The 20,471-nt window shown below is 39.9% G+C and carries 14 protein-coding genes and 1 tRNA gene; 12 read left to right on the plus strand and 3 right to left on the minus strand.

The annotated features are described in order from the left end of the window. Positions 1 to 105: 105 nt before the first annotated feature. Both JW794_00120 and JW794_00125 read left to right on the plus strand, forming a co-directional pair. Positions 106 to 180: transfer RNA gene (locus JW794_00120), tRNA-Asn, on the plus strand. A 21-nt stretch (positions 181 to 201) separates the two neighbouring features. After that, positions 202 to 414, plus strand: a complete 213-nt coding sequence (locus JW794_00125) for a GIY-YIG nuclease family protein (protein ID MBN2016536.1) — start codon at positions 202 to 204, stop codon at positions 412 to 414. Between the two features lie 112 nt (positions 415 to 526). Here JW794_00125 and JW794_00130 read toward each other — a convergent pair whose 3' ends face one another. Then, positions 527 to 3,451 carry a T9SS type A sorting domain-containing protein gene (locus JW794_00130; protein MBN2016537.1) on the minus strand — a complete coding sequence of 975 codons (2,925 nt, stop codon included), beginning with the start codon at positions 3,449 to 3,451 and terminating at the stop codon, positions 527 to 529. Between the two features lie 272 nt (positions 3,452 to 3,723). Here JW794_00130 and JW794_00135 point away from each other — a divergent pair, with 272 nt between their 5' ends. The 6 genes from JW794_00135 to JW794_00160 all read left to right on the plus strand — a co-directional run bounded on the left by JW794_00135 (position 3,724) and on the right by JW794_00160 (position 11,549). Next, entirely contained in the window at positions 3,724 to 4,098 is a 375-nt protein-coding gene (locus JW794_00135; protein MBN2016538.1) for an SDR family NAD(P)-dependent oxidoreductase, read from the plus strand. A 16-nt stretch (positions 4,099 to 4,114) separates the two neighbouring features. Continuing rightward, complete coding sequence (locus tag JW794_00140) at positions 4,115 to 4,312, plus strand: hypothetical protein (protein MBN2016539.1); 198 nt, start codon at positions 4,115 to 4,117, stop codon at positions 4,310 to 4,312. Positions 4,313 to 4,536: 224 nt separating this feature from the next. Further along, positions 4,537 to 5,607 (plus strand): hypothetical protein, encoded by a 1,071-nt coding sequence (locus JW794_00145; protein MBN2016540.1) that lies wholly within the window; start codon positions 4,537 to 4,539, stop codon positions 5,605 to 5,607. Positions 5,608 to 5,732: 125 nt separating this feature from the next. Next, positions 5,733 to 6,191, plus strand: coding sequence for an NADH-quinone oxidoreductase subunit NuoE (gene nuoE / locus JW794_00150; protein ID MBN2016541.1), 459 nt, complete (start codon positions 5,733 to 5,735; stop codon positions 6,189 to 6,191). Positions 6,192 to 6,230: 39 nt separating this feature from the next. After that, positions 6,231 to 8,009: an NADH-quinone oxidoreductase subunit NuoF gene (nuoF, locus tag JW794_00155; GenBank protein MBN2016542.1), complete on the plus strand. Its 1,779-nt coding sequence runs from the start codon at positions 6,231 to 6,233 to the stop codon at positions 8,007 to 8,009. A gap of 9 nt (positions 8,010 to 8,018) precedes the next feature. Continuing rightward, on the plus strand, positions 8,019 to 11,549 hold the full coding sequence (locus JW794_00160; GenBank protein ID MBN2016543.1) for an FAD-dependent oxidoreductase: 3,531 nt from the start codon (positions 8,019 to 8,021) through the stop codon (positions 11,547 to 11,549). A gap of 70 nt (positions 11,550 to 11,619) precedes the next feature. Here the strand turns inward: JW794_00160 and gdhA are convergent, their stop codons facing one another. Then, positions 11,620 to 12,951, minus strand: a complete 1,332-nt coding sequence (gdhA, locus tag JW794_00165) for an NADP-specific glutamate dehydrogenase (protein MBN2016544.1) — start codon at positions 12,949 to 12,951, stop codon at positions 11,620 to 11,622. Positions 12,952 to 13,094: 143 nt separating this feature from the next. Here gdhA and JW794_00170 point away from each other — a divergent pair, with 143 nt between their 5' ends. After that, positions 13,095 to 13,862 carry a hypothetical protein gene (locus JW794_00170; GenBank protein MBN2016545.1) on the plus strand — a complete coding sequence of 256 codons (768 nt, stop codon included), beginning with the start codon at positions 13,095 to 13,097 and terminating at the stop codon, positions 13,860 to 13,862. Here JW794_00170 and JW794_00175 read toward each other — a convergent pair. Further along, positions 13,853 to 16,819, minus strand: a complete 2,967-nt coding sequence (locus tag JW794_00175; GenBank protein ID MBN2016546.1) for a hypothetical protein — start codon at positions 16,817 to 16,819, stop codon at positions 13,853 to 13,855. The two genes, JW794_00170 and JW794_00175, sit on opposite strands and share 10 nt — an antisense overlap. A 184-nt stretch (positions 16,820 to 17,003) precedes the next feature. Here JW794_00175 and JW794_00180 point away from each other — a divergent pair, with 184 nt between their 5' ends. From JW794_00180 to kdsA, 3 genes are all read left to right on the plus strand, one after another. After that, positions 17,004 to 17,930, plus strand: a complete 927-nt coding sequence (locus JW794_00180; GenBank protein ID MBN2016547.1) for a pseudouridine-5'-phosphate glycosidase — start codon at positions 17,004 to 17,006, stop codon at positions 17,928 to 17,930. Positions 17,931 to 18,027: 97 nt separating this feature from the next. After that, on the plus strand, positions 18,028 to 19,668 hold the full coding sequence (locus JW794_00185) for a CTP synthase (protein ID MBN2016548.1): 1,641 nt from the start codon (positions 18,028 to 18,030) through the stop codon (positions 19,666 to 19,668). Positions 19,669 to 19,670: 2 nt separating this feature from the next. Further along, positions 19,671 to 20,462, plus strand: a complete 792-nt coding sequence (gene kdsA / locus JW794_00190; GenBank protein MBN2016549.1) for a 3-deoxy-8-phosphooctulonate synthase — start codon at positions 19,671 to 19,673, stop codon at positions 20,460 to 20,462. The last annotated feature ends 9 nt before the right edge of the window (positions 20,463 to 20,471 follow it).

Raw genomic sequence — 20,471 nt, forward strand, 5'->3', positions numbered from 1 at the left:
TTCAGCTTACTAGTTTCTTAATTGTTATGTAGAATTTTAAGTGATATATAGGTACTGATTTTCTTGACATCATGGAGCGATCCTCGGATGTAAGACTCCACGCGTTCCACAGTAGCTCAGCGGTAGAGCAGGTGGCTGTTAACCACTTGGCCGGGGGTTCAAATCCCTCCTGTGGAGCCATTTTTTTATGAGGGCATTGAGATGAAATATTATACATATGTGTTGTACTCGAAGCAGTACGATAGTATATACATTGGCTATACAAATAACTTAGAGCGAAGACTCTATTTCCATAACAAAGGCATCAAAGGTTGGACTGCAAAGTATATTCCATGGGAATTGGTTTATCACGAAGAGTTTGATTCAAAATCTGATGCAACGAAACGAGAAAGAGAATTGAAGTCTTACCAATGAAGAAAGTTCATCCGAGAAGAAATTCTTTCTCAGAGGTAAAAGCAGGTGTCTGTTATCCGCCAGCTGGCGGACGAGGTTCAAATCCCTCCCGTAGAGCCATTTTTTGGGAGGTTTAGTTAAGTATCAAAATTTTATGATTCGAGATTGTCTTCTCGATAACCATCTTTAACAGATATACGCCATTAGCAAGTTTTTCAGTATTCCAATCAAAATTGTACTCACCTGGAGATTGCATTTCATCTTTGATTTTCTTAACGAGTTGTCCCTTAATATTATATGCTTCAATATTGATATGTGATTTCTTATCTAAATAATACGATATCTCACATACATTCCTCACAGGATTCGGAAATACATTAATGGAGAACTCATCATAGTGGTTTTGATCAACGCTATATACTTCCCCGAAATCCTGCATCGCCTGGTGCATAAGCTGTTTTGCACCTTCTTCATCCATGTAATAAAGTGGGAATCCGAGAAGATAGAGTTTGTAATCACTATCATACCGAAGTGCACAGGGTTTATTTTCCCATTCAGGTGCGTCTATAGAAGAGTCATAGGTATAGAGGGTATCCGCATCTTCAAGTGGAAATAATTTATAAATATAGCTGAGATTATCACCCCATGTGATTATTGGAACCTTGCCTTCAACCACATCAAGATAGGGCAATCCGTTCATGCCGAATGCACCCGCAAAATCATCATCTGAATTGTAGGTTGGTAGCGTTGTATGAAGATAATCAACAAAAAGTTCTGATGGTCCGGGCAAATGTTTCCATCCAGATATGAACATGTTCCCACCTGCGATAAAGTAACTTTTCAAAGGATAAACCGATCCGATGAACTGTGAGGTAAACATCTCATCAGAGTGCCAAACAATGCTGCTGTACTTCGCCATCTCAGAGAGTGGAGGTAAATCTCCTTGATCATCAACATCCCATTCTGTAAATTCGTATCCCTGCAAAAGGTAACAATAAAATGAATCAACTTCAGCATTTGATGGGAATGCAGGGTTTATCTGATCGGTCTCGTCTATCACAAGTATTCCCTGATCAAGAGAGAAATCAATAGATGTTCCGTGTACTTCATTTGAAAATTTGCTGATATAGTTACGATTATTATCAAGGACTGCTGCAATCTTATAATAATATTCAACCCCAGCAACGACATTTTCATCAAAATAAAACAAACCAGAAATCGGTTCGTCATTTATCTTTATATATTCTCCAGCAATTTGCTTTCTGTATATATTAAATCCTTCAATTTGCTGATCGAAGAACTCATCCCAAACCAGCAAGATTGCTCCACGAGTCGCTTCTATCTCATCAAGTATAGGAATTTTCTCATTATATCCGCCATCCAATACCCAGTTATCCGGATCGAATATGAGATCATTGAGTGTGCCGGTCAGAGGAAGCTTATTATAACAGAAACCTGAATCAGCAAAAATGCTATAGTCTGTCTCATTCACACAAACGGGCAGCTGCATGGCAAAATTCTGACCAAATGTACCTTCTGATTGTGTAGCGATTATCAATGAATCTTCGCTGTCAGATGTGTAAGTTGTGTAGAAATAATAGGGACGACCCTCGTTGTAGAACCACTCATGGAAAAACCAGTCGAGTTCCATACCGCTTGTGTTTTCAGCGATGTCTCTCAGGTCATCAGTAAGTAAATTGCCGTATTTGAATTGTGGATCCTGCATAAGATTGTATACAGTTGCAAAGAAATCTGTGTCGCCAAGCACACCTCGCAGCATGTGCATAGTCCACCCGCCTTTGGAATAAATAACAATATCAAAAATCTGCGATGCAGTTCCATCAGGATCACGGCGCAGGCAGGCATCAAGGTCAGTGCCCGTGTCGAGTGCATTCATATAATCATGCAAACCCTGTGATCCATAGAGGTATTCTGCCCAAAGCGCTTCGCTATATCGTGCAAAACCTTCTTTAAGCCATACATGTTCCCACGAACCGATCGAAAGGCAATCACCAGCCCATTGGTGAGAAAGTTCATGAGCAACGGTTGATTCTGCATCAGGATCTCCTACATAAGCACTTCTAAAAGAGGTGCAGGTTTGATGTTCCATTGCAAGACAGCTCAAGTTTGCACAGAGTGCATGTCCATATTTCTCTTCGAGGAATGGATATTCGCCATATATCGAAGCATAAAAAGTGATCATTGTCGGAGTAATACTGAAAAGATCTTCACAGGTAGAATACAGTTCTGGAAAGAGATAATGATCGATGGGCATAGTCCCGTTTGATGATGTATATGACTGGGAATAGATCTGGTAATTTGAGATCGCAAGAGATGTCAGATACGTTGTAACAGGATACGATTCATGCCATTTATCTGTAACTGTACCGTTTCCGTTATCGATTTGATCTACGAGTAATCCGTTGGAAGCGCACACATACTCATCAGGATAGGTGATCCAGAGATCAAGCGAGTCCGGTTTATCTGCAGGTGTGTCTTTGCATGCCCACCATTTCCGTGCACCTTTTGGAGAACACATTGTAAATACATTTGGTGTACCACTGTGTGACTCAAATTTCATGCCGTCACTCAGTTTTGAATCCGGGTTGCCATCATAAGAAACGACAAGCTCAATCATATCGTCGGTATTATATGTTTCGTATAGTTGAATGGTTATGATGTCTTCGGCATGTGTGTAAGAAAGAGGGATACTATTCTGAGTAATATTATTAATTGTGAGATTGTTCGTGAAGTTCATTTGTATCTGAGATGTTTGGTCTTCACAAATGCGAGCACGCATAGTAATTTCAGATTCAATAAATTCTTCATCAATATCAATATCGATATCAATTTTATAATACGTGACATCGTAATTTTCCATTTCCTTTGAATCTATGAGTATCTCTCTGAATTGTTCGTAATAATCTGCTTGCTGATGTAGATTCTGATTGGTTTTTTCGATTAATCTTGAGTAATCTGGATAGGAAAGAGTATTGGCTGAGATGATAATGGCAGGAACTAGTAAGAAGAGAACTAACAAAATTATTTTTTTTATCATAAGAATCCTCGCTGAAATTTCTCATTGAGAACTGAGCTATATAGGTGAATCCTGTCAATTAATTTGTCTTAAAGTTGTTGTTTCAATTATTTTGAAATTGCTGAATTTTCTTTACCCTTATCACCCATTCAGATAAATTTAACTTTTGGAATGAAAAATCTGAGATCTTGTATGCAACAACGATGTTGTTACATTCCATACTTCAAAACAAATTTATTAACGAAATATATCACTTTTTCACAGTCCCATTAACAAAAGGAAACGAGGATCGAATGAGTATTATTGCGAACAGAAATGTTTTGATAACAGGAGGAGCATCCGGTATTGGAAAGAAGCTTGCTTATTTAATGGCTATCGAAGGTGCGCATGTCATCATCTGGGATATCAATCAGAAACATCTCGATGAAGTGGTAAAAGCAATACGAAAGAAGGGTTGTCTTGCGACTGGTTATTACTGCGATGTTTCCGATAAAAACCAAATCGATAACATTGCTCAGAAAGTCAAAGATGAGATCGGAAAAGTAGATATCCTGGTGAACAATGCTGGTATTGTGTTTGGAAAATCTTACTGGGAATACTCTGATGAAGATATTCAGAGAACGATTAAGATCAACCTGATGGCACACTTTTGGACGAACACACGGTAAGATAGGTTTCGACGAAATGACACAACCGCAGGTCATTGTAAATGATATCCTGCCTTTTGCACGCAAGAATATCTGGTGGCATCCTTATAGTAAAAAAATCTATAACGGTGTAAGAGGTATTGTCGAGGTATTGTATGGAACAAGTGTAAAGATGATGCTCAAGGGCTGGAAGAATGTTCTCAAAATTGTAGGAAGATACTTCACTGTGGAGTAGTGCTTTGATTTGACAAATGACGAAATAAGTATATCTTATACTCATTCCTCATAATTCCCTCCTTTAGGTCCGCAGGTATGATGCCCAAATCATCACCTGCCGGTTGCTTTTTTTTAAATGGTAAGCAAGCAATATGAAAAAATTATTGACAGGTATCACAACGAATTGCCGTACTTAATGAGTGTTAATTTTATTCATTCATTTCAATGAAAACAGGAGGACACATGAAAAAAATTGTATTAGTTATTTTTTCAATAACGATAACACTCATCATCATCTCAACCTGCTGTGAAAAAAGCACTAGCCCAAGCAATGATACTAAATATGTCGGTTGGATTGTTGGAACCCCCGGCATAGGTACAAAATATGGATTGATCTGGAAAACGACTGATAGCGGAGAGAATTGGTTGAGGCAAGGTGACAGTCTGACCGTTCCACTTACTGAACTTAATGCCGTAAAAGCCGTTGATAGTCTTACAGCATGGGTTGTTGGGGGTGTGTCAGATGGGTATGCAACAATTCTTAACACTGTAGATGGCGGTAATAACTGGCAGCGGATTGGTAGTAGAGGTGCACTGGATAATGTTGAATTACTCGGTTTACATGTTGTTGATAACAATACTATATGGGTAGTTGGTGCTCATGGTGCAGTAATAATGACTGATGATGGAGGTGATACCTGGACATCAAAAGCTGATACCTCATTTTCATATTATGATATAACATCGTTAGAAATCTTTGATCAACACATCTGGGCTTGCGGAAATGGAACTGGTAATCAAGGTGGGGTGATCATCCATTCTATTGATGGAGGAGATTCGTGGGTGAAAGAAGCACAGAGTAGTTTCCTCGACGCAAGAGGAATGATCGATATCTCAGCACCATCTGATAGTTGTGTATGGGTTGTTGGTCATGGAAGAACGATATTGCATACCAACAATTCTGGGCAAGACTGGGAAATTCAACATGCATTAATTAATCCTACATGGGATGCAAATGGAATTACTGCTATCTCTGAAAAAATTGCGTGGACTGCGGAAGATACTGGAATTATCAGGAATACGACTGATGGTGGATTGATATGGACTGAACAAAAAAACAAACCAGGTAATGCAGCCGGATTTTATCTTTATAGAGTAAGTCCTGTTACGAAAGATATCGTTTGGATCATTGGAACCGGTATAGGTGATGGTGTTATCCTTTATACTACCAATGGAGGTGAGCAGTGGACAGAACAAGATTACTCGCCTGATGAAATGCTCAATGATGTCTCTTTTGTCGGGTCAAATCATTAATATATTATCCAGTATTTTCAGCTATTTTCAAGAAATTCATTAGAAATCGGGCAATTTCCCAAATAACTTGACTGCTCTTGGGGTGCTCCCTTCAAGGTGTCAAAAATTGTACGAGGACTTCATACATGATAGAGAGTGATTTCGATAAAATTGATGCCGTACTCATTCAATTTAAAGGCAGAAAAGGTTCTCTCATTCCCATCCTACAGAATACGCAAGCACAACTTGGTTACCTTTCGAAAGAAGCACTGGAATACATCTCAGAAAAAACTAAAATTCCAGTTGCCGAAATTTATGGTGTTGCCACATTTTATGCACAATTCCGTCTTGAACCTATAGGTAAAAATATCATTCGTATCTGTCATGGAACTGCCTGTCATGTTGCAAATGCTTCAAAGATCTCAGAAGCACTCTATGAAGAATTGAAAATTGTACCCGGTGGAACAACTAAAGATCTGAAATTTACCGTAGAAGAGGTGGCATGCCTTGGATGCTGCAGTCTTGCTCCGGTGATCATGATCAATGATAAAACCTATGGTCGTCTCACACCCGGTAAGATCAAAGATATATTAGCCCAATATTAAACAAAATAACGAACCAAATTTAATCAGATCGGAGAGAATTTGGAAAAAGCATTAAGAATAAAAGTCGGTTTAGCAAGCTGCGGAATTGCAGCTGGCGGTTTGGATGTCTTAGAGAAGGTTGAAGCTTTCCTCAAAGATCATCAGGTTGAAGCACAACTGGATCATACAGGTTGTGCCGGTATGTGTTATGCAGAAGTGCTGATGGAGATTGAAGATGAAGATTTCGGCAGCACAATGTATGGATATCTCAGTGCAGATGATGTTGATGATATTTTACATGCCCATTTAATAGATAAGAAACCCCTTCCAGAGCACATCGTTGTCTCCGAGAAGTTCGGTGGGTCGGAAAAAGAGATTATCGATTATCAGACGAGAATTGTGCTCCGTAACTGCGGTGTTATCGATCCGGAATCAATAGACGAGTATATTTCTCGTGGCGGATATGAAGCTCTGAAGAAAACACTAACGGATTTATCACCTTTTGATGTCATAGAAGAGATCAAGCAAAGCGGTCTTCGCGGGCGAGGTGGCGGAGGATTCCCAACAGGTATTAAATGGGAACTCACCTATAAAGAGCAATCTGATAAAAAGTATATTATTTGTAATGCAGACGAAGGTGATCCGGGTGCTTTTATGGACAGAAGTGTTCTGGAAGGCGATCCACATTGTGTTCTCGAAGGAATGCTCATTGCTGGTTATGCTGTAGGAGCGGATGAAGGTTATATTTATTGTCGTGCAGAATATCCTCTCGCGGTAAAGAGATTAAAACTGGCTATCGACAAAGCTACAGAACGCGGTTTTCTCGGAGAAAATATTCTCGATTCCGGATTTAACTTCAAGCTTACTGTTTATGAAGGAGCCGGTGCATTTGTATGTGGAGAAGAAACTGCCCTCATTGCTTCTATCGAAGGTAGAAGAGGAATGCCGAGAATCCGACCTCCCTATCCTGCACAGTCCGGATTGTGGGGAAAACCAACGAATAATAACAATGTCGAAACCTATGCAAATATTGCCTGGATAATGAGAAATGGTGCAAAGAAGTATGCTAAATTTGGAACTGAAAAGAGCAAAGGTACCAAGGTTTTTGCACTCACAGGTAAGATCAAAAACGGTGGTTTGGTAGAAGTCCCGATGGGCATGACGCTTCGTGATGTGATCTATAAAGTCGGTGGTGGTATACTTGATGATAAGAAATTCAAAGCTGTTCAACTTGGTGGACCTTCTGGCGGTTGTATCCCTGAAAGTCTACTCGATACACCTGTTGATTATGATTCACTTGTAAAAACCGGTGCGATCATGGGATCAGGCGGTATGGTGGTCATGGACGAGACGACATGTATGGTTGACATGGCTCGTTTTTTCCTGAACTTTACCCAGGATGAGTCATGCGGAAAATGTACATTCTGCAGGATTGGGACAAAGAGAATGCTCGAAATTCTTAACAGAATAACCCAGGGCAAAGGTGAAGAAGGAGATATCGAAAAACTCGAAGAGCTCTCTGTAAAGATCAAAAAAGGTTCTCTCTGCGGATTGGGTCAAACTGCTCCTAATCCAGTACTTACAACAATCAAATATTTCAGACATGAATATGAAACCCATATTAAAGACAAGACCTGTCCTGCTGGTCTATGTAAAGATCTTATCAAATATGAGATTATCGAAGATAAATGTATCGGCTGCGGTGCATGTAAGCGTGCATGCCCGGTTGATGCGATTGCCGGTGAAAGAAAAGAAGTTCACATTATAAATCAAGATACCTGCATAAAGTGTGGTGCCTGTATGACCGCATGTAAATTTGATGCAGTAAAAAAATCATAAGCGGGTGTTATGGCTGATATAAAAATTTTATTAAATGGAAAAGAAGTGATCGCTCAAAAAGGGCAGACAATCCTTGAAGTTGCAACAGAATATGGTATTGAAATTCCAACCCTATGCCACGACGAATATCTGAAACCTTACGGCTCATGCTGGGTCTGTTTGGTTGAAGTCAAAGGTGGAAAGGGCTTTGTTCCCTCCTGTGCTACCAAAGTGTATGAAGGTATGGAGATCTTCACTGATTCCGACGAAGTACGAGCAGCCAGACAGATGGCTTTCGAGCTCCTGCTTTCAGATCATTATGCAGATTGTACTGCTCCGTGTATATTGGAATGTCCAGCTCGAGTGGATGTGCAGGGATATGTTGCGCTTGTCAATGACGGACTTTATCATGAAGCCGTAAAACTTATCAAAGAACAGCTCCCGTTACCGCTTTCCGTAGGGCGTGTTTGCCCGGCATTTTGTGAAAAAGAATGCCGTCGTCAGATCATTGATGAACCGATTGCAATTAGACAGATCAAGCGCTATGCAGCAGATAAAGATCTTGAAGATTTAGCAAATACTTACATTCCAGAATGCAAATCTGCAACAGGAAAAGAAGTTGCAATCGTTGGTGCAGGACCTGCTGGTCTAACAGCTGCTTATTATCTTGCACAGCAAGGGCATAAATGCAAAATATATGAAGCCATGCCGGAAAGTGGTGGTATGCTTCGTTATGGAATTCCAGAATATCGTTTACCGAAAGAGATCCTCGATAAGGAAATAGATCTCATTAAAACAATGGGTGTAGAGATCCATAATAACGAGCGATTGGGCAGGGACTTCACACTGCAATTCCTCTATAAAGAATATGATGCGATCTTCCTCGGGATCGGTGCATGGACTGCGGTCAGCATGAACATCGAAGGTGAAGATCTTAAGGGATGTCATCTTGGGATAGATTTCCTGAAAGATGTTGTCGAAGGTAAGATAAAAAAAGTTGGTAAGACCGTTGCAGTTATCGGTGGTGGCAATACTGCTATCGATGCAGCTCGAACAGCAGTTCGTCTTGGCGCAGAAAAAGTTATGGTCGTGTACAGACGAGCTGAAGAACAAATGCCGGCTGATCCTGTTGAAGTCAATGATGCCAAAGAAGAAGGTGTCGAGTTCCATCTTCTTCAGAATCCGACAAAGATCATTGGAAAAGATGGCAAAGTAGAGGGAATGCAAGTCATAAAAATGCGACTTGGCGAACCGGATAGCAGCGGAAGACGAAGACCTGTTCCAATAGATAATTCCGAATTCATTATGCAGGTCGACATGGTCATTCCTGCAGTAAGCCAGAAACCAAATACTCAATTCCTGCTTGATGAAATAGCAAAGATAAATGGAGAGAGTCTGACACTCACAAGGTGGAGTACGATCCAAGTCAATGAAGCAACAATGCAAACGAATATCGATAAGATATTTGCTGGTGGTGATCTCACTCGCGGACCATCAACCGTGATAGAAAGTGTTGCTGATGCCCACCTTGCTGCAAAGAGCATTCACTCATTCCTCAAAGGTGAAAAGATCAAACCTGAGAAAGAAAAATTCAACAGCAGAAAAGCAGAATCCTATAAAGATATTTCTCCTGATGATCTCAAAGATTACGATAAAACACCCCGGGTTTCTTCGGGACATCTCATCGCAGATGATCGAATTTCGAATTTCCTGGAAGTAGAAAACATCTTTACTGATGAACAGGTTCATGAAGAGACTGCTCGTTGTATCGAATGTGGATGTGATGTGAATAGAACCTGTATGCTTAGAAAATATGCAACCGATTATGATGTGATCGCTACCAAATTTGTTGGAGAAGTTAATAACCATCCAATAGATAAAACTCATCCGTTTATCCTGCGTGATGCAAACAAGTGTGTGAACTGTGGTCGTTGCGTGCGAACCTGTTTAGAGATACAAGGAGTTGGTGCGCTTGGTTATATCTATCGTGGTTTTAAAACACTCGTAGCACCTGAGTTTGGTGAATCGCTTATGAATACCTCATGCATGAGTTGCGGAAAATGTATTGATGTATGTCCTGTCGGTGCTCTCACTCCTCGAAATACACAGTATAAGCTGGCACCTCTTGATCTTGATGCAATTCAGACGACCTGTGCTCTCTGTGGTGCTGGCTGCAGTGTTTCATACATGAAGGAAAACGATATCATTATGAAAGCTGAAGCAGCTGACAGTCCGATAACAGGTAACAATGTCTGCTTCAATGCGCATTTTGGTTACGAAGTGCTTCAGGATGAAGAACGTATCACTCAGCCGATGATCAGAAAAGCCAACAAACTCCAGCCCGTCGACTGGGAAGAAGCGATCGATTTAATTACAGATAAGCTTACCGAGCTGGAGAGAAAAGTTGCCTTCTTCACCAATGGAAATTATACTAATGAAGAATTCTATCTTATTACCAGGCTTGCAAAGCAATATAAATGTAATAAGAAATTCTCGTGGGAGTTGAACGGGTCGGTCATACTGGATAAACTCGATATTGGATATTCTCCAAATCCAAGTGCAGATCTGGATCAAGCAGACCTTATTGTTATGATCGGCGATGTTACCCATACAGTTGGTGTGAAGATCATGCAAGCACTCAATAATGGTGCTAAACTGATGCTTATACATCCTGATGAAAACAGATTTTCAAGACGTGCTGAATTCCATATTCCTACCAATTACTATATCGAGGTCATCAACGAATTTTCAAAATATCTTGTTGAATATCGTCATCATAATATCGATTATGTGGCGCGTTATATCGAGAATTTTGTTGATTTCAATCATGAACTCCAACACACGATCCAAACAGATGAGTTCATAGATTATGCGCGTGAGTTTCTCGGATTTAAAAAAGTTATGTTCGTCTATTCTGAAAGCGATCTGGATTACGAAACTCAGAATGCGATTTTCAATTTGAGTATGCTGCGCGGCAATCTCGGAATTCCCGGAAATGGTATCCTGAGCTGCTCAGAACTTGCAAACAAACCGACCTTATTAGACTTAGGTTTCACTATACCCAAAAATATTCAGAAAGTGAATGCTGCAGCGATCTTTGGGGAAGATCCTCTTTATAATAATAAGATGGAAACCTATGAATGGTTGAACAATCTTGAATTCCTTCTCGTTGCTGACTGCTTTATGACGGAAACAGCCAAGATTGCGCATGTGGTACTTCCGTTCAATTCATTCATCGAATCTGAGGGTACAATTGTCAATGACAATAATGCACTTCAGGTTGTATCAAAGGTTCGTAATACTGTAACAGGTAAAGAAAACTGGTATCTGCTGAAAGAACTTCTCGGACTTGATTCCTCATTGGATAAGATTTCGGCTGAAATTAACGGCGAAGGCGTGTTAGATTTTTCGGTTGAGAGCAGATATAATTTCTCAGATAATGATAAGAAAATCGGACTAACCTTTTCAAATAAGCCATCTACAGCAAATGCAACAATAGAGCTGAATGCGACACGAAAAAAGATCAGTGATTTCAAAGAAAAAATGTTAGGGAAAAAATAAATCTTCTTAATTCCCCAAAATAAAAAAGCCCTCTTCAAAATTAGAGGGCTTTGTTTTTTGTATTACTAAATTATACAATACCTTGATCGAGCATTGAGTCAGCAACTTTGATGAATCCTGCAATGTTTGCACCATTAACATAATTCACGAAATCACCAACTTTGCCGTGTTCAACACACTGTGAATGAATACTCTTCATGATATTATGAAGTTTATCATCGACTTCTTCACGGCTCCAGCTCAAACGAAGACTGTTCTGTGACATTTCCAGACCTGAAACTGCAACACCGCCGGCATTAGCAGCTTTACCAGGACCATAGAGGATCTTGTTATCAAGATAGACATTGATCGCACCAGGAGTTGAAGGCATGTTTGCACCTTCAGAAACGCAGATACAGCCATTTTTAACCAGCATCTTTGCTTCATCTTCATTGACTTCGTTCTGAGTTGCGCAGGGAAGAGCAATGTCGCATTTAACACCCCAGGGACGTAAGCCATCGTGATACTCAACACCAAACTCTTCTGCATATTCTTTGATGCGTCCGCGTTTGACATTCTTGAGTTCCATAAGATAGTCCCATTTATTACCTTTAATGCCATTCGGATCATAAATAAAACCGCTGGAATCTGAAAGTGTAACCACTTTACCACCAAGCTGATTTACCTTCTGAACTGCATATTGTGCAACGTTTCCAGAACCGGAGATTGCTACGGTTTTACCATCAAAGCTCATGCCACGGGTTTTGAGCATTTCTTCAGCAAAATAGGTTGCGCCAAATCCTGTTGCTTCAGGACGAATAAGGCTGCCACCCCAGTTCAAACCTTTACCGGTAAGCACACCGACAAATTCATTTCTGAGTTTCTTATACATGCCAAACATAAAACCGATCTCACGACCGCCAACACCGATATCACCGGCTGGCACGTCTGTATTAGCTCCAATATGACTGAAAAGTTCAGACATAAAAGCTTGGCAGAAACGCATAACTTCGTTATCAGATTTTCCCTTAGGATCAAAATTCGAACCACCTTTGCCACCACCCATTGGGAGTGTGGTAAGACTGTTCTTAAATACTTGTTCGAAACCTAAGAATTTCAGGATGCTCAGGTTAACACTTGGATGGAATCGAAGTCCGCCTTTGTAAGGTCCGATTGCGCTATTGAATTCGACTCTGTAACCACGATTGACCATGACTTCGCCATTGTCACGAGTCCATGGAACACGAAACATAATAACGCGCTCTGGTTCGACGATCCTGTCGAGGATCTTTGCTTCTTGATATCGGGGATTAGCTTCATAAACAGGCCACAGTGATTCGACCACTTCATGTACTGCTTGAAGAAATTCAGGTTGATTAGGATTGCGAGCTTCAACCTGATTCATGAATTCTTTCATACCCATGAGAGATACCTCCAGATTTTTTTTGCATAAAGTATGATTTGGCGTAAAAATGAACCCTATAATTATTTGTCAAATAATAATTCAAAAACATTGACCGAGCCAGTGAAGAAGCACACAAACAACAAAAATTCTAAGGGGAGCACATGCTTGAATATAAAAAAATACTCTCTGGAAAATTAAAAAAACTTTGGGAATCTGACGAAAAAGTGTATACTGCATGGGAAGGCGGTTCGGTTGCAACTGGATTTGATGATGACTATTCTGACCTTGATATGGCATTGATCTGTGATGATGATTATGTGGATGAATTATTTGAAAAAACAGAGCAATTACTTGCAGAACAGTTTGGGATCAAGGAGAAAATCCGCATACCGGAACCATCTTGGCATGGACATTCTCAGACATTCTATTTATTGAAAGATTCTCCACCTTTCTTTTATGTGGACCTTCTCATCGAAAAACTATCATCAGGCAATAGATTTATGGAATCAAACCGTCATGGTTATTCGTATGTGTGGTTCGATAAAAAAGGACTTATGGATGGGACTCCGATGCCTGAAAAAGAAATTAATAAGCAAATTATTTCAAAACTTACATATCATAAAAAATCTTTTTTTATCATGCAAATTGAACTTGAGAAAGCAATCGCTCGTGGTAGAGAAGTCGATGCTCTCGATGGCTATAACAAGCTCATTATGGGAAGACTAGCATTTCTTTTCAATGTGAAGAACTGCCCTGCAAAACACGATTTTGGACTGCGATACTCATATCGGGATTGGGCAAAAGAAGATTTTGAATTTGTGAAAACATATTTATTCGTTCAAGATTTTGAAGACCTCAAAGTAAAAGCTCCAATAGTCATTAACAAAGTCAAAGAAATGATGGAATCGTTGATTTCGGACTATTTATAAATAACAGCTATACCCTTGTACCCATCCATTTTTATAACAAGCGGATGATCAGAATGAATGTGGCAGAAATGCTCAGTTCTTTCTACGAAATCCTGCTTTCTGAGCCAGTCCCAATCTAGGCATTCAGCATCCGAATTATATGGAATACTGAAATATCCAACGTCCATGGACACGAGATTGTGGAAGAAGTGAGTTCCTTGTGAATGGTCGACCGTAAAACCTTTCACACTAGTTTCGACAATTATCTTTGCCATGTTGATATCCATCCATCTTACCGGAATGCCAAGGAATCGATCGCGTGAACCCCATCTGCCGGGACCGATCAGGATATAGTGTTTGCCTTCAGCCCTCATTTTTTTATTTATCTGTATGATCTCATCTCTCATCTTCTCTGTTTGTGTTCTGTCCCATTTTTCAATATCAACAAAAACAACATCATGAACAGAATCGATCATTCCGTTACCCATACCGTTTTCAGTACACAGCATAAGATCGTCACGATTCAGATGATCAGTATTAATGGTAATGGTTTCTGTATTGATGGTCAGTGGTCTGATTTGAAGAACATAAAAAGTCGGATAGATGCCCATTGTTTCATCTTTGGTGAGATTCACAGCAAACTCGATCTCGACGGGCATACCGAGAGCTTTTTCTCCAATATCCAGAATTTCTTCCAGAATCTGTGCTAGGGGGAAGTAATTATACTTAAGGATGTCTGCGAATGTTACAATCTTCGATCCCTTTTTCGTCGTGTCATCGACAAGACGCTTGTTTTCATGATCCCATGTCGAAGTCATGTGAATAAGTGATCCGTGATCCTCAATTTGGCTGATGCGGAGTTTTGCAAGGGTAACATCTTCTCCTTCGAGAAGGTTGAAAGATGGCATGTCCATCGAGATTGCATACATAAAATCCTGTGATTCTTTAACCTGTTCTTCAGGGGAGGAGATTGACATTTTTGGGTGTTTCGGACAGAATCTGAATGTCCGATCTCCCTCAACAACCGTCTTACCAAGTCCAACTGCCAGAGAAACAACACCATCGCTGCTTTTCAGGTAAGAGACAGGATAAAAATTATGCGACTGACCAACACCTGAAAAATGTGGGTAAAAATATTCATTAAAAAAAGCTGAACCAACGACTTCCTGGATGATCACCGCCATTTTTTCCTCTTCAACCTTGAAATTGATGCTTTCTATATACCCGCGAGAACCTTCAAGATAGACTGAAGAGAAAACTAGTTTGATGGCATTACAAAGCTGATTCAAGCGTTTTGAATTATCTGGATGATTGTTAGGGATCAGGAAGGTTTTATAGATACCCGCAAAAGGTTGAGATTGTGAATCTTCAAGAAGTCCTGAAGATCGTACGGCAAGTGGATTGGTGATTTCTTGGATGATGATCTCGAGTTTTCGAACGAGTTCTTTTGATAATTCACCTTGCAGGAAAATTTCCTGGATCTCGATGTCTGATTTCGTAATGATCCATTCGTCTATCTTGTTCTTTTCGATAAATCTATCATACTCGGAAGTGCCGATTATGGAAGTACTTGGGAGGGCGATATGTACATTCGGAAATTCCTCTTCGAATTCCATCGTGACAAGGAGTGCGTTGAGAAAAGCAAGTCCACGTCCTTTGCCACCTAATGAACCTTCCGCAAGGCGAATGATGCGGTCATTCATGGTCAGCGCAGATGGATCGAAGTTTATGATCTTTCCACGTGTGCGTTTCTTCCTAACTGTCTTAAATACTTCGAGAAGGTATGATCTCAGTTCTTCCACATCCTTAAAATCCTCGATTCTTGCCGGGAGGATTTTCTTAGCCACCTGGATTTCTCCGTGTGCTACAAGCCAGCTTGAGAAATGATTTCTTTCACCATGATAGAGGATTGATTCGCCGGGTAAAGCTTTGATCTTCTTTTCAAATTCAAGCATCGTTGCAGCTCTTCCGATCTCGGCACCTTCGTGATCTCTAAAAACAAAATCACCATATCCAAGATTATTCGTTATAATATTCCTTAAATCGTGAAGTAGTGTCTTAGAAGTTTTATTCAAGAAATTTACATGCAGGTTCCGGGCTTGCTCTTCATTTTCAATATCTGAAGATTGCAAAACAACAGGTATTTCAAGATGCTGCTCTTTCATCTTATTAATAAGCTTGAAGCCTGCATTTTCGTCCAGAACTCCATTGTTGAAGAATTTTACATCAGAGATAACAGCAACAAGGAAATCTTTATATTTTTCTACATAGGTTACTGCTTTTTCGTAGGATTGGACGAGTAGAACCTTGGGACGTGCACGCATCTTAAGGCGTTTATCAATATCACTCAGCTCCTCATTAATAAGGCGCTGCGTCTGCTTGAGTATGTCTGCATAGAGCAGGGGCAGGAACATAGAATAATATTTAATTGAATCCTCGATAAGCAAAATCACTCGAACATATCCTTGTTTGGTATCATACTCCACATTTTGGGAATCCTCAATCATTTTGATCATCGCAAGAAAGAGTTTCGTGTCCCCATTCCATAAAAAAACTTTATCGATGTGCTTCAGTTCATGTTTGTTCTTTTCAATAATTGAGATGTCTGACTGAACATTGAGAAGGAGAAGGATAGGCATGTTTGGACTTTGTTCTTTGATGCGTTTGCTCAACTCGAATGGGCTGATCTCACCAATTCTCATCATCGTGATGACCAGATCGAATGAACGTTCCTCCAGTAAGTCGAGGGCTTGTCTTCCGGTTGGTACACTAGTCACACGCGGAGCAGTACTGAGATTGAGCTGGCGATATTCACCGAAGATCTGTTCCGAGAGACGTCCGTCCTGCTCGAAGATGAAGGCATCATAAAAGGTGGAAACGAGAAGTATCTCTTTGATGCGATACTTCATCAGGTTGTGAAAATTATCTTCACCGAACTTGAATTTATTATAATAATAATTGATTTTCGAAAGGTCCATGCATACTCCTGAAAAAGAATACAAACAATATAAGCCGGAATCTAATTTTACATGCAATCTTTTTGTAAAATTTGTGAAGTTACTCCGTCAGAGAGTGGTCTTCGACGACTCTAATAAACCTATAAATTTTGACATATTTTCTTCCAATTATGATTGTCATCAAAAGTAACATTGAAAGAGAACAATGAAGAACGAATATCTTGAAATCTCTCCTGAAGTTCAGGAAGCATTGAATCTTGGGAAACCCATTGTTGCGCTTGAATCGACTATCATTGCTCACGGCATGCCCTATCCGGAAAATATCAAGACCGCAAAGGAAGTCGAGCAGGTGGTCAGAGAAAATGGAGCAGTGCCTGCAACAATTGCAATCCTCAAAGGAAAAATGAAGGTCGGAATTTCAGATGAGGAATTGGAATTTCTGGCGAAAAGTAATGATATACACAAAGTTTCACGACGAGATATTCCCTTTATAATTTCTCAAAAACTGTATGGTGCAACAACTGTTGCAGCAACGATGATCATCGCAGAGATGGCAGGAATAAAAGTGTTTGTGACGGGTGGGATCGGCGGTGTGCATCGAGGTGCATCAGATACTTTTGATATTTCAGCTGATCTGCAGGAACTGACAAAAACGAATGTTGCAGTGGTTTCTGCTGGTCCCAAAGCAATTCTCGATATCGGGCTTACACTCGAATATCTTGAAACATATGGCGTGCCTGTTATCGGTTTTCAAACAAATGATATGCCTGCGTTTTATTCAAGAACCAGCGGATTCAAGGTTGATGTCAGGATCGATACACCCAAGGAAATTGCCGAGTTGCTTAAAACAAAATGGGATCTTGGTCTCAATGGAGGAGTCGTTATTGCAAATCCTATCCCAAAAGAATTCGAGATGGACAAGAAAATTATTGATCAAGCGATCGATTCAGCATTATATAACGCAAAAAAGAATACAATAACTGGTAAAAATATAACACCCTTTTTGCTGGATTCTATCAAAAATATAACAGGTGGGAAAAGTCTCGCTTCCAATATTGAATTGGTGAAAAATAATGCAGAGGTCGGAAGTAAAATAGCTTGTGAACTTACTTCTCTCTATGATGAAGATTGACCATCAATTTATCAAAGAAATCTGAATCTGAAAAAAAATCATAAAAATTTTCAATCCTCTTGACAAAAGAAATTTTTGTGATGGTATTTACACGCAAATGAAAATAAAGACGAAACACATCTTCATCACCGGAGGAGTGGTGTCGTCTCTGGGAAAGGGGATTGCTTCCGCCTCAATTGGCTTTCTATTAAAGAAACTCGGATATGAAGTTACAATCCAGAAATTGGATCCCTATTTGAATGTTGACCCCGGCACGATGAGTCCATTCCAGCATGGTGAAGTTTTTGTGACTGACGATGGAGCAGAAACTGATCTCGATCTTGGTCATTATGAGAGATTCCTCGATATTTCTCTTAATAAGATGAGCAATCATACAGCAGGACAGGTATACGACACGATCATCCAAAATGAAAGAAGAGGGGTGTATCTTGGGAAGACTGTTCAGGTCATACCACATATCACGAATGAAATCAAACGCCGTATTACCAGCCTGGATAACGAAGCAGATATTGTTATAACCGAGATAGGGGGAACGATCGGTGATATCGAGAGTCTGCCATTTATCGAAACGATTCGACAATTCCGTCTGACCTATGGTGCCAAGCACTGTTTCTTCATCCATCTCACACTGGTGCCATATATTACTGTTGCCGGTGAGTCTAAAACAAAACCGACACAGCATAGTGTCATAAAACTTCGCGAGATCGGTATTCAACCGGACATGCTTATCTGCAGAACAAGTACACGTCTCACTAAAGAGATGATAAAGAAGATCTCACTGTTTACGAATGTGTTTCATGAAAATGTGATCGAAGGACGTGATACTTCCTGCATATATGATATTCCAATTCTGTATTATGAACAGGGAGTGCACAATATCATCTGTGATTATTTCGATATACCCACAAGTGATGTTAATTTTGATAAACTTAAGGGATATATTTCAAAATTTACCAATCCCAGCAGAACTATAACGATCGCTCTTTGCGGAAAATATGTCAGGCATCAGGATGCATATAAAAGTATTACAGAAAGTCTGATACATGCAGGAGTCGACTTCTCAACACGGGTAGTGATAAAAAGCATTGATACTGATAGACTTTTCCCTAAGGATACAATCGTAACTGATGAAGATCTTCAAGAAATCCTTAAAGATGTTGATGGTATACTAATTCCCGGCGGTTTTGGTGTGCGCGGTATCGAAGGTAAGATCGAGATTGTCAACTATGCCCGGAAACATGAAATTCCATTCTTTGGTATTTGTCTGGGTATGCAGTGTGCAGTCATCGAATTTGCAAGAACCGAATTAGAATATGATGATGCTAACAGCGCAGAATTTGATCCTGAAACGACCCACCCGGTCATTGATCTTATGCCTGAACAGAAAGAAATCGAAGATATGGGTGGTACAATGCGTCTCGGTGCATATCCCTGTGTTCTGAAAAAGGATTCGCTTGCTCATTCGATTTATGATAATGAAAAAATTTCTGAACGACACAGACATCGATACGAATTCAATAATGAATATAGAGAAGAGTTTGAGAAAAAGGGAATGGTTATTTCCGGGATATCCCCAGACAATAAACTCGTTGAGATCGTTGAAATCCCTGACCATCCGTTCTTTATAGGAGTGCAGTTCCATCCTGAGTTCAAGTCGAGACTCGAGCATTCCCATCCGATATTTCATAATTTTGTAAAAGCTGCATTGACATATCATGCAAAACAAAAGACATCCTAATTATGAAAGATAAAAATAAACAACTGAATTTTTTAATTATTGCCGGTCCTTGCGCTATTGAGACTCTCAAAGATTGCGAATGTATAGCAGAGACATGCAAATCGTTATGTGAAAAGTATGGTTTTCATTATATTTTTAAGGCATCATACAAAAAAGCAAATAGAACAGTAAGTGATTCTTTTCGTGGAATAGGGATTGAAAAGGGACTACAAATTCTGGCTGACATCAAAGATAGATTTTCTGTTCCTATTCTCACCGATGTGCATGAAACTTATGAAGTTGAACCGACATCCCAAGTTGCTGATATTCTCCAGATCCCTGCATTTCTTTCCAGGCAGACAGAGCTTATCGAAGCTGCAGCGAAAAGTGGAAGGTCAATCAATATAAAAAAGGCACAATTCATGTCTGCAAAAAGCGCTCAATTTGCCTATGAAAAAGCAGCACAGGCAGGTGCATCAAAGGTATATATTACAGAGCGAGGTACCTTCTTTGGCTACAACGACCTTGTTGTTGATTTCAGGAATTTCAAACTTCTTGATTCGTGGGGAATTCCTGTGATTTATGATGTTACGCACAGTCTTCAAAAGCCTTCTGTGGATACGACTTCAGGTGGAACTCCTGAATTTGTTTTGAGCATGGCTTCAGCAGCTGTTGCAACAGGGCATGTGTCGGGATTGTTCATAGAAACACATCCTGAACCATCAAGAGCAAAGAGCGATGCACGTTCAATGCTCCCATTACATGAACTAGAAAGGGTATTGATTAGAATAAGAAAATTGTTAGATTTGATTTAAACCATATTT

It is taken from the genome of Candidatus Cloacimonadota bacterium (assembly GCA_016932035.1).
Classification (GTDB): domain Bacteria; phylum Cloacimonadota; class Cloacimonadia; order JGIOTU-2; family JGIOTU-2; genus Celaenobacter.

Coding starts and splice junctions, on each gene's coding strand:
- JW794_00125 (MBN2016536.1), top strand. CDS start 202: ATGAAATATTATACATATGTGTTGTACTCGAAGCAGTACGATAGTATA.
- JW794_00130 (MBN2016537.1), bottom strand. CDS start 3,451: ATGATAAAAAAAATAATTTTGTTAGTTCTCTTCTTACTAGTTCCTGCC.
- JW794_00135 (MBN2016538.1), top strand. CDS start 3,724: ATGAGTATTATTGCGAACAGAAATGTTTTGATAACAGGAGGAGCATCC.
- JW794_00140 (MBN2016539.1), top strand. CDS start 4,115: ATGACACAACCGCAGGTCATTGTAAATGATATCCTGCCTTTTGCACGC.
- JW794_00145 (MBN2016540.1), top strand. CDS start 4,537: ATGAAAAAAATTGTATTAGTTATTTTTTCAATAACGATAACACTCATC.
- nuoE (MBN2016541.1), top strand. CDS start 5,733: ATGATAGAGAGTGATTTCGATAAAATTGATGCCGTACTCATTCAATTT.
- JW794_00160 (MBN2016543.1), top strand. CDS start 8,019: ATGGCTGATATAAAAATTTTATTAAATGGAAAAGAAGTGATCGCTCAA.
- gdhA (MBN2016544.1), bottom strand. CDS start 12,951: ATGGGTATGAAAGAATTCATGAATCAGGTTGAAGCTCGCAATCCTAAT.
- JW794_00170 (MBN2016545.1), top strand. CDS start 13,095: ATGCTTGAATATAAAAAAATACTCTCTGGAAAATTAAAAAAACTTTGG.
- JW794_00175 (MBN2016546.1), bottom strand. CDS start 16,819: ATGGACCTTTCGAAAATCAATTATTATTATAATAAATTCAAGTTCGGT.
- JW794_00180 (MBN2016547.1), top strand. CDS start 17,004: ATGAAGAACGAATATCTTGAAATCTCTCCTGAAGTTCAGGAAGCATTG.
- JW794_00185 (MBN2016548.1), top strand. CDS start 18,028: ATGAAAATAAAGACGAAACACATCTTCATCACCGGAGGAGTGGTGTCG.
- kdsA (MBN2016549.1), top strand. CDS start 19,671: ATGAAAGATAAAAATAAACAACTGAATTTTTTAATTATTGCCGGTCCT.